Annotated in this window: 9 protein-coding genes; 4 read left to right on the top strand and 5 right to left on the bottom strand. The window is 73.2% G+C overall.

The features are described 5' to 3' along the window. Nucleotides 1-95 precede the first annotated feature (95 nt). Entirely contained in the window at nt 96-524 is a 429-nt protein-coding gene (locus O7603_RS12030; RefSeq protein ID WP_281575796.1) for a DUF1801 domain-containing protein, read from the top strand. Here O7603_RS12030 and O7603_RS12025 read toward each other — a convergent pair. Together O7603_RS12025 and O7603_RS12020 are read right to left on the bottom strand one after the other, a co-directional pair. Beyond that, nucleotides 481-1,389 (bottom strand): hypothetical protein, encoded by a 909-nt coding sequence (locus O7603_RS12025; protein ID WP_281575795.1) that lies wholly within the window; start codon nt 1,387-1,389, stop codon nt 481-483. The two genes, O7603_RS12030 and O7603_RS12025, sit on opposite strands and share 44 nt — an antisense overlap. A 169-nt stretch (nt 1,390-1,558) precedes the next feature. Next, on the bottom strand, nt 1,559-2,548 hold the full coding sequence (locus O7603_RS12020; RefSeq protein WP_281575794.1) for a glycosyl hydrolase: 990 nt from the start codon (nt 2,546-2,548) through the stop codon (nt 1,559-1,561). Nucleotides 2,549-2,946: 398 nt separating this feature from the next. On the opposite strand from O7603_RS12020, the gene O7603_RS12015 reads away from it, so the two are divergent. Continuing rightward, nucleotides 2,947-5,265 (top strand): trypsin-like serine protease, encoded by a 2,319-nt coding sequence (locus O7603_RS12015; protein WP_281575793.1) that lies wholly within the window; start codon nt 2,947-2,949, stop codon nt 5,263-5,265. A 76-nt stretch (nt 5,266-5,341) separates the two neighbouring features. Here the strand turns inward: O7603_RS12015 and O7603_RS12010 are convergent, their stop codons facing one another. Further along, nucleotides 5,342-5,944, bottom strand: a complete 603-nt coding sequence (locus tag O7603_RS12010; protein ID WP_281575792.1) for a dihydrofolate reductase family protein — start codon at nt 5,942-5,944, stop codon at nt 5,342-5,344. Nucleotides 5,945-6,194: 250 nt separating this feature from the next. Continuing rightward, nucleotides 6,195-8,642, bottom strand: coding sequence for a CehA/McbA family metallohydrolase (locus tag O7603_RS12005; RefSeq protein WP_281575791.1), 2,448 nt, complete (start codon nt 8,640-8,642; stop codon nt 6,195-6,197). A gap of 298 nt (nt 8,643-8,940) precedes the next feature. Between O7603_RS12005 and O7603_RS12000 the strand changes: the two genes are divergently transcribed. Further along, on the top strand, nt 8,941-9,378 hold the full coding sequence (locus O7603_RS12000) for a hypothetical protein (protein WP_281575790.1): 438 nt from the start codon (nt 8,941-8,943) through the stop codon (nt 9,376-9,378). A 114-nt stretch (nt 9,379-9,492) separates the two neighbouring features. On the opposite strand, the gene O7603_RS11995 is transcribed toward O7603_RS12000, so the two are convergent. Beyond that, nucleotides 9,493-11,754, bottom strand: a complete 2,262-nt coding sequence (locus O7603_RS11995; RefSeq protein WP_281575789.1) for a catalase — start codon at nt 11,752-11,754, stop codon at nt 9,493-9,495. 380 nt (nt 11,755-12,134) lie between these two features. Here O7603_RS11995 and O7603_RS11990 point away from each other — a divergent pair, with 380 nt between their 5' ends. Then, nucleotides 12,135-14,219, top strand: coding sequence for an NPCBM/NEW2 domain-containing protein (locus O7603_RS11990; protein ID WP_281575788.1), 2,085 nt, complete (start codon nt 12,135-12,137; stop codon nt 14,217-14,219). The last annotated feature ends 67 nt before the right edge of the window (nt 14,220-14,286 follow it).

Here is a 14,286-nt window from a genome sequence, read left to right as displayed (position 1 = left end):
GAGCGGCGAACCCTGCCGGCGCGGCGCGGCGCCGGCGACGCGCGGGAGCGCGGGTGTCGGCCTCCGTGTCGTATCCGTCTGGGAGCATGACCGGCATGGCGACTTCGAAGCAGCCGGTGACCGTGCCGACCGACGCGAGCGTCGACGACTTCCTCGCCGCGGTCCCCGACGAGCGCCGTCGCGCCGACGCGGCGCGCCTCCGCGCGATCATGGGGGAGCTGACCGGCGAACCCGCGGTGATGTGGGGCCCGAGCATCGTCGGCTTCGGCAGCTATCGCTACACCTACGAGAGCGGGCGCGCGGGCGACTGGCCACTGGTCGGCTTCTCGCCGCGCAAGCAGCAACTCGTCGTCTACCTGGTGGGCGGCTTCGAGGAGCGGCACGCGTCGGTGCTCGCCCGGCTCGGCCCGTACAAGGCCGGGAAGGGCTGTCTCTACCTGAAGCGGCTCGACGGCGTCGACGAGGGCGCGCTGCGTGAGCTCATCGACCGGACGGTGCGGGTGCACCGGGGCGTCGGGCGATAGCGACCGCGACCGCGCAGCCGAGCACCAGCGTGGTGAGGATGACGGGCACCGCGTAGACGATGCCCGGGAACATGCCGACGCCCGGATAGTTGGCGGCCACCAGGGTCACCGCCCCGGCCACCAGCGCCACCAGGGGCACCTGCCACACCGTTGCCCGGCGGCGGGGCCCGCGGACCACGGCCGCGACCGCTCCCGCCGCCCCGACCAGCAGCACCACCGTCCCGACCGCATACCAGGTCAGGTCGAGTGGGCGGGGGTCGGTGCTCAATCGCGGGGGCAGCTCGAAGTAGTAGCCCTCGCCTCCCTGCGGATACCCCAGCCGGTGCCACCCACCGGCGACGTCTCGGTAGAGCACGCCGTCGCGGCCGTTGGCGACGAACACCACATGGCCTTCGCCGACCTTGTGCACGACCAGCGACCGTGACGACAGGTGGGCCGCCGGATCGCCGAGTTCCGGCAGCGCCCGCGCGAGCCGGCGGTACTCGGTACCGCTGATCTCCCACGCCACGGTGTACCCGGCTGCATCGCCGCGCCGGTGGTCCACGCGCAGTTGGCCGGGCACCACGCGGTAGCAGTCGTCGTCCGCGCAATCCTCGGTGCGGGCGGGCCGCGGCTGGTCGATGGACCGGTCCTCTCCCGAGCCGCCGTCGTCCAGCCCCCAGAGCGTCGATCGGTGGTGGCCGCCGACCCGACTGTCGACCCGCACCTGCACCGTGTCTGCTCCGTTACCGTCCCGGACCTCGGTCACCTCGTAGAGGTTCGGGCCACGGGCGAGTGGGACGAGGACGGGGGCGGCGACGGCGAGGCCGCAGACCGACAGCACGACCGCGACGAGCGCACCCAGGATCACCCGTTGCTGACTCATGGCGTCACGGTGCCCGACGTGGGCGGACCGTTGGGTCTCGCGACTGTCACGTTCCCGCTACGTACCGCTGTGTCGCCCGCCCGCCCGCCCACTGCCCGGCCCGCCCGGCCCGCCGCCGCCGCGGCGGCCAGGGTCGGCGAGTCGCACCGGGCGGGCTCCGTCAGTGGCGTCAGCGCGCGGCCCGGAAGGCGCGGCCCACCGCCGTCGCCTCGACGCCGGTCCGGAAGAGCCCGGTCTGGTCCTTGTCCGTGGCGGGCAGGCCGAACCAGGCGTACCGGTGCAACCAGGGCAGCCCGCTCAGCATCCGGGTCGCGGCGGTGAGGAACGCGGCCTGCTGGTCCTGGCGGGGGAACCGAACCCCGTCGGCGAAGTCGATCAGCGCGAACTCGGTGAGCCAGATCGGCAGCCCGTACCGGTCGTGGACCGCCTCAAGGTAGGACCTGAGCTGGTTGACCGCGTTGGTGGTCGAGAAGTCGCCGCCGTACCAGTGCAGGGCGATGAAGTCGACCCGGTAGCCGCGCTGCTTCGCACCGGACATGAACCGGTCGAGCCACCCGCCTGGCCGGTCCCCGCCCCAGGCCACCGCCGGGCTGCCCAGCGGGAGACCGGTCGCCTCCAGTTGCGGCCACAGGTCCAGGGCCTGCTCCACGCTCATGTTGGCCTGGCCGCCCATGTCCGGCTCGTTGAACCCGAGCAGGTAGCGGCCGTTTCCCCTGGCCTGCTGCAGGTTGCTCGCCGTGACGCTCTTCGCCCCCCAGATCATCGGCACGAACTCGGCGCCCTTCGGGGTCGTGACGCCCTGATGGCCGACGTTCCAGGTGTAGTACCAACCCGCCGTGGAGTTGGCCAGGGCCTGGCTGACGCCGTCGAACGTCCAGACGCCGACGCCCTTCTTCGTCGAGGTGACCGAGGGCGCCGGGGCGGCCGGCCGGGCCGGCGTCGGCTTCGTCGAGGGCTTCGGCGTCGGCGTCGAGGTCGCCGGGGACGGCGTCGCGGCAGGCATGGTCGCCGCGGGCGGGCTGACGAGTGGAGTCGCGGACGGCAGCGCCTCGACCGCCTGCGTCGCCGTCGCAGCTGGTGTCGATCCGCCCGGCCGGAACACGACGATCGCCCCGGCCGCCAGGACGGCGACCGCGGCAGCCGCCAGGACCGGTGCCACCACCCTCTTCGAGGTCCGGCGCCCCAGGCCACCCGACGGTGCCGCGTGGGCACCCCGTCGCGCCCCGCCACCCGAGGGCCCGGTGCGCCCGCGTGCCTCGTCGGTGTCGGCGGCACCCCGACCTGTTCCGTGCATCGTCTCCACTCCCTGGGGTCGCGCCGTCGTCGGCGGGGGGCGCCGGTGGAAATCCCACCGACGCCTCCCCTCAGGAGACCGGCCGGCCGCGCGGGGATAACAGTTCTCCGCGCCGGCGAGCCGCAGTCGGTCCATACCGGACGCTCGGGCGATGAATTGCCCGCTTCATCCTCGCGGGGCGCGGCGACGCATCGACGTCAGTAACCTGCGGTGGCCGGCCGGACACCGGCGGGCAACAGTCACGGGAGACGGGAAGAACGATCTTGTCACGTAGGTCTGCACGCACCTGGGGCGCGGCCCTGCTGGTGGCCGGGCTGGCCGCCGGAGTGCTCGCCGGCGGCGCCGCCTCGGCGGTCTCGGGCGGTGAGGACGTCCCCGACGGCGGCTACCCGTTCACCGCCAAGGTGACCTTCGGCGACCTGCGCAGCTGCACCGGCGCCCTCGTCGCCAGCCGGTGGCTCGTCACCGCGAAGACCTGCCTCACCGACGGCACGACTCCGGTCGTCGAGGGAGCGCCCAGCCGTCCGACGAGCGCGCTCGTCGGACGGACGAACCTCGCCGGCGCCGCAGGGCACCGACTGGCGGTCACGACCGTCGTTCCACACCCGACCCGCAACGTCGCGCTCGCCGAGCTGTCCGCACCGGTCACCGACGTGGCGCCGGTGGCGTGGTCCGCCGCGCCGCCCGCGGCCGCGGAGACCCTGCGCGTCACCGGCTACGGCCGCACCGCGACCGAGTGGGTGCCCGACCGGCTGCACACCGCCACGTTCAGCGTCGGCACGGTGGGCGCCACGACGATCGACGTCACCGGCACCTCCGCCGGGGCCACGATCTGCAAGGGGGACGCGGGCGGCCCGGCCTTCCGTGAGAGCGGCGCGCAGGTCGAACTGGTGGCGCTCAACAACACCAGCTGGCAGCACGGCTGCCTCGGCGAGACCGAGACACGCGTCGGCGCCACCCAGACCCGGCTCGACGACCTGGGCGACTGGTTCCGGCAGAGCACCCGCTACCAGCCGTACGCGCTGTCCAACACGGTCGTCGGGGAGTTCACGCGGGACGGCCGCGACGACCTGATCGCCGTGGAGCCGGGCACCGGCCGGCTGTGGCTCCGCCCCGGCACGTCCACGGACCTGGTCTGGGGCGACCCGGTGCGGATCGAGCCGGAGACCAACTGGAGCGGCTACCGCGACCTGGTCGCCGGCCAGTTCGACGGCGACGCGTACGACGACCTGCTCGGCATCGAGACGTCCACCAACACCCTCTGGCTGTTCCCCGGCACGCCCGGCGGCGGGTTCGGCGACCGGGTGGTGGCCGGCGTCAACTGGCAGGACGTCAGCGACCTGGTCGTCGGCCGGTTCAACCGGGACGGCTACGAGGACCTGGCCGGCGTCCAGCTCTCCACCGGCAAGCTCAAGCTGTACCCTGGCACGGCCGCGGGCGGCTCACTCTGGGGCACCATCGACGACATCGGCTTCAGCGGCTGGACGGGCAAGCGTGAGCTGGTCGCCGGTCGGTTCAACCGGGACAGCTACGACGACCTGGTGACGGTGGACAAGGCCAGCGGCGACCTCATGATGTACCCGGGCACCGCCGCCGGCGGATCGAACTGGGGCGCGGTGGCCACCATCGCCACCGGCGGGAAGGGGCTGACCGCGGTCGCGGCCGGCCGGCTCAACCCGGACGGCTACGACGACCTGATCGCGGTCGAAGGTGACCAGGTGTGGCTCTACCCCGGCACGACCGCCGGCGGCGCGCTGGGCGCCCGGGTGCAGCCGGTCGGCCGCGTGCCCTCCCTCCAGCCGCACGGCCTGCTCGAGACCGTGACCGGTGAGTTCAACCGCGACCAGTACGCCGACCTGATCGGCGTCGAGAAGGGGACCGGGCGGCTGTGGCTCTACCCGGGCACCGGCGCCGGCACCTGGGGCCGGCGGATCGCCGTCGGCAGCGGCTGGAACGGCTACCGGGACCTCACGGTCGGTCGCTTCAACCGCGACGCGTACGACGACCTGCTGGCCATCGAGATGAGCACGGGCAGCCTGTGGCTCTACCCCGGCACGGCGGCCGGCACCTACTGGGGCGGGCGCGGTGACAAGCCGGTCGGGACGAACTGGCTGGGGCTGGAGCGGCTGACCGCGGGCCGGTTCAACGCCGACGAGTACGACGACGTGGCGGGCGTGGAGAAGTCCACCGGGAAGCTGCGGCTCTACCCGGGGACCGCCGCCGGCAGCAGTTGGGGCGCGAGCGCCATCATCGAGTCCGGCAACTGGAACGACCTCGGCGCGGTGGCGCGCGGCCGGTTCAACCGGGACGCGTACGACGACATGGTCGCCGTGGAGAAGGCGACCGGCAAGCTGTGGCTCTACCCCGGCACCGCCGCCGGAGGCTCGCTCGGCGGTCGGGTCGAGATCGCCGCCGGCGGCTGGGCGGGCCGTGACGAGCTCGCCGCGCTCCGGTTCGACCAGGACAGCTACGACGACCTCGTCGCGGGGGAGGCCGCCACCGGGCGGGTCCTGCTCTATCCCGGCACCCCGGCGGGCGGCGGTGCGTGGGGCGACCCGACGGCGTTCGGGCCGATCTCCTGACCGGCCGAGGCTGACACGTGTGGGGCTGACGGCGACCGCCGTCAGCCCCACACACGTCTGGCACCGGGGCGGCGCGTCAGCCCGCGCTGCGGACCCGGTACGCGAGGTGCGTCACGCCGGTGCCCTCGACGACGCGCGTCGGCCCGTCGAGCAGGACGGGCGCGATCCCCAGGTCGGCGAAGAGCGGGATGCCGCCACCGAGCAGCACCGGCACGAGGTCGACGTGGACCTCGTCGAGCAGGCCGGCCTCGATGACCTGCGTCGCGATCGTGCCGCCGTTGACGCCGACGTGCTTGTCGCCCGCGATGGCCTTCGCACGCGCGATCGCGCGCTCGATGCCGTCGGTGACGAAGACGAACGACTCGTTCTCGCGCTCCCAGCCGTCGGGCACGTGGTGCGTGACGACGACGACCGGCACGTCCATCGGGTGCCGGCCACCCCACCCCTTGGTGATGTCGAACAGGCGGCGGCCGACGACCAGCGCGCCGGTCCTCTCGTTCAGCTCGCGCAGGTGCCGCGCGCTCGCCGCCGAGGTGCGGAAGGTCATCGTCGGATCCGCCGTCGGCGTCTCGACGTCGCCGTTGGCGTACCACTGGAAGAGGTGTTCGAACCCGCCGTGGGACGCGTCCGCGATGTAGCCGTCGAGCGACATCGTCGCCCCGGTCATGACCGTCGTCATCGATCCGCTCCTTCGTCTCCGTCGGCCCGGCCGGGCCGCCCTCTACCCGGTGGTCGAGGCCGGGGGAGCCCCGTTCGACATCCGACCCGGAGATTTCTCGATCGGGTCGCCGCAGGACCGTGCCAGGAGGGGACGGGCTCAGAGCATCACGCCGAGCGGGCCGCCGGTGGGTGATCGGGTATTCACCGTGAATGTCAGCCGGTGGCGTGGGTGGGGCGCCGACGCGGCCGGCCGGCGCCCCACCGCCCCGTCAGTGCTGCCGCACCAGGTAGATCTCCTGGGTGCCGTCGCGCTGGCTGCGCTCGGCGCGGCGGTCGCTGGTGAAGACCACCACTCCGTTGTCGACGGCCGGCCAGGTGTTGTTGCCGAGGGTGCCGGCCGGCAGCGGAGGCGTCCAGCCCGACGCCGTCCGGCGGGAGGTGAGGACCTTCCAGCGCCAGTCGGCGGAGCGGGAGTCGTACCAGACGACGCGAATCGCGCCGTCGGGGTCGGCGGCGACCCGGGGCCGCTGGCTCATCGCGTTCGGGTCGAGCGCGACAGCCTCGGCAGCGGACCAGGTCACGCCGTCGGTGGACCGGCTCGCGCGCAGGGTGAGATTCACTCCGGCGGCGGAGAGCGCCTTAGTCTCCCAGACCACCACGTACGCGCCGTCCCGGTCCACCGCCACGGCCGGGTGCCGGTCGGCGGCGTCGTCGTTGGCGCTGACCCGCACCGGCGAACCCCAGCGGCGGCCCGAACCGGGCCGCACCGCGGCCAGGATCTCCCAGTTGTCGGGGTTGGTGCCGCCGCCGGCGGGCTGGCCGGCGGGCGGGGTGTGACCGGTCCAGCCCGCGTCGGGGTCGAACCGGTTGTCCTGCCAGGTCACCACGATCCGCCCGGCCCGGGTCACCGCGACCGCGGGGAACAGGGAAGCCGGGTGGATCGGCGAGCGGGCGTCCTCGGGCGTGCCGGGGACGATGACCTTGCCGGCCGCCGAGACGTTGACCGGTGCCCGGTCGACGCCGACGACCTGGACGTGCACGTCGAACGCGCCGCCGCTGTTCTCCGCCCAGGCGACCACCGGGTGCCGGCCGTCGAGGACGGCGAGCGCCGGCTGCTCGGCGCGACCATGCCCGGTGCTCAGCTTCACCGCCGGCGCGAAGCTGCGGCCGCCGTTGCCGCTGTGGCGCAGCCAGATGCCCGGCCGGTGCGGCCGCTCCTGGCCCCGCGCGTCCTGCCAGACCACCCAGACGTCGTCGCCGGAGGCCACCACCCGCGGAGCCCGGGCCGTGCCGGACTGGCCGGACAGCGTTTCGCCCTTGTCCGCGTGCCGGTCTCCGTGCCCGTCGAGCCGGCGGTAGACCACCGCCGTCCGGTGACCCTCGTGGACCTCGGCGACGACGTGGGTGATCCGACCCTCGACGGCGACGTCGGCGAACCCGGCGAAGCCGCTCCGCTCGCCCAGCACCAGGTCGGCCCGGTCGGCCGCGCCGGCGGGCGCCGGGAGCGCGATCTCGGGAGCCGGTACGGCGGGCCGTTTCACCGACACGAAGACCGGCGACGTGGCGGCGCGCAGCTGGTCGGGCAGGTTCGGGTCGGCCTCGCGCCCGGAGAGCTCACCGGGGGCGCGGACCTCCACCCGGTACCAGGTGTGGTCGCCGCTCAGCGTGAGCGGGAGCAGGTAGGTCTGGTCGTCGGCCGCCGGGACGTAGGTGGCGACCGGCCCGGCCGAGCGGCCCGGGGCGGCGTACACGAGCACCCGCATGCCGGCGGCGGCCTTGACCCGCACCCGCAGCGTGGCCCGCTTCGGCAGGCGGCGGTCGCCGACGATCACCTCGTCGCCGCCGATCGCCTCGAAGCGGCCGTCGCCGTCCACGTCGGCCTCGATCGTCGCGAAGGGCCCGTCCGGGCCGAGTGACAGCGTCGTACGACCGGCCTTCAGCGCGTCGAGGATGGCGCGGACCGAGCGCTCGGCGGCGAAGACCCAGGTGGTGGGCCGCCCCGGAGCGCTGGCCGGGCGCAGCTCCTTGAAGTGGCTGTCGCTGGCCGCGACCCCACCGAAGCGGAAGCCGTGGTTCCAGCGGTTCTCGGCGTACTCGATCTCGACGTCCGGGTTGCTGCTCGCGTTCCAGAGCTCGACGGCGTCGACTCCCTGGGCGCTGGCGTTGTCGTTCGGCCCGGTGGCCGAGGTGTACTCGCCGTCGTCCGGGTGGGCGACGGACCAGAACGCGTTCTGCGCGTGCGCGTCCCAGATGGACTGCTGAACGTGCCGGAACGCCGCCGAGCCGGGCGGGTTGGCGCCGTCCACCACCGTGTCGACGGCGCCGAGCACGACGGCGTGCGGCGAGCCGTTCACCTCCTCACCGGTGAGGAGCAGCAGCTTGTCCGAGCGCCACAGCGGGTCCCAGTGCTGGTCGAACGTGCGGTGGTCGGTGAGCGGCAGGAAGGCCAGGCCGACCGACTCGGCGTAGCTGATCTGGTCGCTGACCGGGAGGTTCCCCGGGTCGCGCTGGTCGGACAGCTGACGCGGCGCGCTGCCGTCCGACGAGTGGTCGTCGTGGACGTGGGTGTCACCCGGCAGCCACATGCCCTCCGGCTCGCCGTGTCCGCCGTGCTCGCGCTCGTCGCCCGCGTCCGCCTGGGCGGCGGTGCCGGGCAGCAGCCCGGCGGCGGCGACGGCGCCACCGATGGCGATGAACCGCCTGCGATCAAGTTCCATGTCGCCCTCATCTCCTGCGAACCCGCGCCATCGGCGCGCGGGTCCGCGGCTCGGGCGTCGGTGGGTGAGTTCGGTTGATCATGCGAGGACGACGCTAGCCAGCGGATCGTGCCGGTCTCGTGAATCATCCGTGAAGACGGCATGGCGACGAACGGAGCTACCGCGAAGTACCCGTCGTCAGGCCGCAAACCCGCACCGCGTTGCCGCGCTGTGGCAGGCTCCAGCCAGGGCTGCGGTGTCACATCCAGGCCCGCCCGGCCGTCCGGCCTGACGGGGGCGAGGCGGGAGAGGAGCGCGCATGTCGGCGACGAAGAAGCTCCTGGTGCGGGGATCGCCCGGACCGCAGCCCGGCCGGTGGTGGCTCGTGTCGGCGCTGTTGGCCGCCGTCGTGGCGGGCCTGCTGCTCGTGCTGCTTCCGGTGAGCACGACGGTCGAGTCCCGTGCGCGACCGTCGTCGCCGGCGGCCACGCCCACCGCGGCACCGGTGGCTCCCGAGGAGAGGCGGCGGGAGAGCCTCCTCGCCCGGGACGGTTGGCGGGTGGCGGCTGTCGCCGCCGTCCCGGTGGCGCTGTGCGCGGCACCGCTGCTCGCGCCACGGCGGGGGCGGCGCGCGGTGGCCGCGGGCACGACGGGTCTGCTCGCCGTGGGAGTGCTGGTCGGCGCGGCGTCGGTCGGCCTCTTCTTCCTGCCGAGCCTGCTGCTGATGGGCGTCGCCGCGGCGAGGCTGCGGGCGTGAGAGGCGTCGCCCGGTGACATCGTGACCGAGCGCTGCCGCGCTCGTCGACGGCCCCAGACGCCTGGGGTCGTCCTCCCGGGAGGGAGGACGACCCCGCGAGGGCGACCGGCGGCCTCAGGCGATCGACGCGGGGAACCGTTCCCACACGCGGTGGGCGGCCATCAGCCGCTGCACGTCGGCGAGCACGTCCGTCCCGCTGTCGCCCGTGACGACGCCGGGCGTGTCGGTCAGGCCCGCCTGCCGCAGCGCGGGCACGCCGGCCCCCCAGGCGCCGATCGCTTTGGCGTGCCGCCAGGCCTCGTCGATCAGGAGCAGGACCCGTGGATCAGTCGCCACCGTGTTCGTCGCGCCGGCCTTGTCGTCGCGCGCGGCCACCGCGTCCGGTGCCGGTGCCGGGGTCGCGGCCAGCAGCACCGCGTCGAACTCGACCGATCGGGCGGTCGCGAACGTCCGCTGCACGGGCAGGTCGCCCACCCGGCCGCCGTGCGGGGCGATCAGAAGCGGCACCATGCCGGCGGCGGTCACGGCCCGGCGTACCTGGCCGACCGCGTCGAGGTCGCTGTCGGAGTCGACGACGATCCCGACGGTCCGGCCGTCGGCCGGCCACTCCCTGCCCACCTGCGACAGGGCGGGGCTGGGCTCGACGTCGGCGAGCGGCACGGTCGGCTCCGGCGCGGGCAGCCCCAGCCCGGTCGCCACCTGCCGGCACAGCACCGGGTCGATGTTCGCGAGGCACTGGAGCTGACGTTCCCGCATCGCCTGGTGGTAGCACTTGCCCAGCTCGAAGGTGTAGGCGCGGACGATGTGCTCCTTCTCGACCGGCGACATGCTCAGCCAGAACAGCCGGACCTGGCTGAAGTGGTCGTCGAACGACGACGGGTTCGCGCGTACCTTGGGCGCCTCCGCCACCGTGACCGGCACGTCGACGAATGCGTTCTCGCCGTCACCGGCGCGGAACGGGTTGCCGCCGTCGAGGGAGTTCGGCCGGTACGGCGCGACTCCCGCGTGGACGGCGTGCTGGTGGAAGCCGTCTCGCAGCATGTCGTTGACCGGAGCGTGCGGGCGGTTGATCGGGATCTGCGGGAAGTTCGGGCCGCCGAGCCGCGTGAGCTGCGTGTCGACGTACGAGAAGAGCCGCCCCTGGAGCAGCGGGTCGTTCGTGACGTCGATGCCGGGCGGCAGGTGGCCGAGATGGAAGGCGACCTGCTCGGTCTCGGCGAAGAAGTTGGTGGGGGTCCGGTTGAGCGTCAACCGTCCCACCGGCTGGACCGGTGCGAGCTCCTCCGGCACGATCTTCGTCGGGTCGAGCAGGTCGATCCCGGCGAAGGTCTCCTCCGGGGTGTCGGGGAAGACCTGGATGCCGAGTTCCCACTCGGGGAACGCGCCGGCCTCGATTGCGTCGTACAGGTCCCGGCGGTGGAAGTCCGGGTCCACACCGCCCAGGAGTTGCGCCTCCTCCCAGGTCAGCGAGTGCACGCCCAGCTTGGGCTTCCAGTGGAACTTGGCCAGCGCCGTCTCCCCGGCCGCGTTGACGAGGCGGAAGGTGTGCACGCCGAAGCCCTCCATCGTCCGGTACGAGCGCGGGATGCCCCGGTCGGACATGTTCCACATCGTGTGGTGCTGAGCCTCGGTGTGCAGGGACACGAAGTCCCAGAACGTGTCGTGCGCGCTCTGGGCCTGCGGGATCTCCCGGTCGGGATGCGGCTTCGCGGCGTGGATGATGTCCGGGAACTTGATGGCGTCCTGGATGAAGAAGACCGGCATGTTGTTGCCGACGAGATCGAAGGTGCCCTCGTCGGTGTAGAACTTCGTCGCGAAGCCGCGGGTGTCGCGGACCGTGTCGGCCGACCCGCGCGAGCCGAGCACCGTGGAGAACCGGACGAAGACCGGCGTCTCTCGGCCCTTGGCGAGGAAGCCGGCCCTGGTGACGCCCTCGGCAGTGCCGTAGCTCGTGAACACGCCGTGCGCCCCGGCGCCACGGGCGTGCACCACCCGCTCCGGAATGCGTTCGTGGTCGAAGTGCGTGATCTTCTCGCGTAGGTGGTGGTCCTGGAGCAGGACCGGGCCGCGCGGCCCGGCCTTCAGCGAGTGGTCCGTGTCACGCAGCCGCGCGCCCTGCGCGGTGGTGAGGAAGGCCCCCTGCTGACCGTTCGCGGTCGCGGGCGCGCCGGTCTCGGCTCCGGTGGGCGTACGGGTCTCCGGTGAACCCTGTTCCTTCTTCGGGGGCAGTGGGTCGTGCGGTGCGGTCGGCTCGTCGACGGTCGGCGCGGCGCTGCCCGGCGCGCCGGGCACATCCGGCGTCAGGGCGTCGGCCACCTTCCCCGCGGCGGCCTCGACGACGTCCTTGACCGCCTTCGCGGGCTTGCTGGAATCCACTGGACGAATACCTCCATGGAGCTGGGCTGAGCAGGCCTTTTCGCCCTACCCCCGGTCCCGCCGGCGAAACACGCGACCCCGCCGGTCCTGGCCCGCTGCCCAGGCACTCCACACACCGAGGGCGACCATCCACAGTGCCGGCACGCGGAAGCGGGGTCGTCGTCACCGCCACCGTCCGGCCTCGCGACCTGGTCGAGCCGAATGCCCACCGGTCGCCGACCAGCCATGAACTCGTAATTTACGAATTAATATTGACACCTTGCCGTAACGCATGCAAGATCCTGGAAACAAAGCTCAGGAGTGCCGGCGGTGCGGCGCCTCGCGTCCGCGCCGCCGGCCCGTGGCGTCCGCCCGTCCCCCCGGCAGCAAAGGATTCCAATGTGAAACGACCTGTGCTCACCGCCCTGTTCGCGCTCACGGCCGGTCTGCTGACCGTGCCCGCACCCGCCCAGGCCGCCCCCGCGGCCGGCCCGGGAGCCGGCGCGGCGCCGGCCGCTCAGCAACTGCTGAGCCCCACGCCGTACCAGGGCTGGAACACGTACTTCGGCCTCGGCGGCAACTTCTCGGAGCAGTCGGTGCGGGAGGTCTCGGACGCCCTGGTCGACCGCGGTCTCGCGAAGGCCGGCTACGACATCGTCTGGCTGGACGGCGGCTGGCAGGACCCGGAGCCCCGGACCGCCGCCGGTGACCTGCAGGCCGACCGGACCCGCTTCCCGAACGGGTTGAAGCCGCTGGTCGACTACATCCATGGCAAGGGCCTGCGGGCGGGCATCTACACCGACGCCGGACCGTACATCCCGGGCAAGTGCGGGCTCGGCAGCGGCGGCTACTACCAGCGCGACGCGGACCAGTTCGCCGCCTGGGAGTTCGACGCGGTGAAGGTGGACTTCCTCTGCGGGATCGCCGCGGACCTGGACCCGAAGACGGTCTTCACCGAGTTCGCGCACGCGCTGCGGAACAACGCCAGCGGCCGTCAGATCATCTTCAACCTGTGCAACCCGGTGACCTCCCCCGACTGGGGCGACTACCCGGAGGAGCAGCAGTCGACGTACTCCTGGACCTACGCGCCGGCGATCGCGCAGTCCTGGCGCACGTACACCGACGTGGGCTTCGTCGGGGACATCAAGTTCAAGGACGTGCTGCGCAACTACGACGCGAACGCGCGGCACCCCGAGGTCGCCGGACCGGGTCACTTCAACGACCCGGACTACGTCGCGCCCGAACTCGGGATGACCGACGAGGAGTTCCGTACGCAGATGTCGCTGTGGGCCGTCGCCGCCGCGCCACTGGTGATCGGTAGCGACGTCCGCAAGCTCAGCCAGACCTCGGTCGACATCCTCGCCGACGCGGACATGCTCGCCGTCAACCAGGACAAGGCCGGCGTCCAGGCCGTCCGCGTCGGTCCCGCCGGCACGACCGAGACCTGGGTGAAGCGGCTCGCCGACGGCGGCCGTGCCGTGGTGCTGCTCAACCGGGGCGAGAGCCCGACCGTGCAGACCACCACGGGCGCCAAGATCGGCCTGTCCGGGTCGCGGTTCACCGTGAAGAACGCCTGGACCAACACGGTCACCGAGAGCGCCGGCACGATCAGCGCGGCCGTGCCCGCCCACGGCGCGGCGCTGCTGCGGATCACACCGGCCCGCGGCCTGCCGGGTGTCCCGCACGTGACCGCCAGCCTGCCCAAGGTCACGCAGGTCGGCGGCGCTCCGACGCCGGACGGTTCGGCGCCGGTGCTCGCCGGCGGCGACGAGGCGCGGGTCGAAATCGCCGTGCGCAACGACGGCCTGCTGCCGGTGTTCACGCCGAAGGTCGTGCTGGCGACGCCGGCCGGCTGGACGGTCCGGCCCCTGAACCGGGCGCCGCTGCTGCTGGCTCCGGGCGGCCGTACCACATACGCGTTCACGGTGTCCCCGCCGGCCTCCGCCGCCGCCGGCACCGCGTCGGTGACCGCGACCACGTCGTACGACGTGCTCGGGCACGGTCGGCTGAAGCAGCAGACGGCGTCGAGCCTGGTGATCGCACCGGTGCCACCGGACGGTGCGGTCGTGCTGTCGCACCACACCTGGATCAGCGCCACCAGCGGCTGGATGAGCCCGACCGTCGACCTCAGCGTCGGCGGCTGGTCCCCGATCAGCATGCTCGGCCAGGTGCACCCCACCGGCCTCGGCGTCGCGTCCCCGTCCACGGTCCGCTACTACGTCGGCGACCAGTGCAGCCGGCTGACCGCGCTCGTCGGCATCGACGACGCGGTGCGCAACGTCGGCCCCGAGGGCGGGACCGCCACCTTCCAGGTGGTCGGCGACGGTCGGGTGCTGTTCGACAGCGGCGTGGTGACCCGCGACGCCACCCAGCAGGTCGACGTCGACCTGTCCGGCGTCCGGGTGCTCGACCTGGTGGTCGGTGACGCCGGCGACGGCGGCTACAACGACCGTGCCAACTGGGCCGGCCTGAACGCCACCTGCTGAGGAACGCCGGCGCTGACAGCGGACGGTCGCACCCGGGTGACGTCTCACCCGGGTGCGACCGTCGCCG

The organism is Micromonospora sp. WMMD812, assembly GCF_027497215.1.
Taxonomy (GTDB): Bacteria; Actinomycetota; Actinomycetes; order Mycobacteriales; family Micromonosporaceae; genus Micromonospora.
Note: the sequence above shows the minus strand (reverse complement) of the source record. Positions and strands in the feature narration are given on the sequence as shown.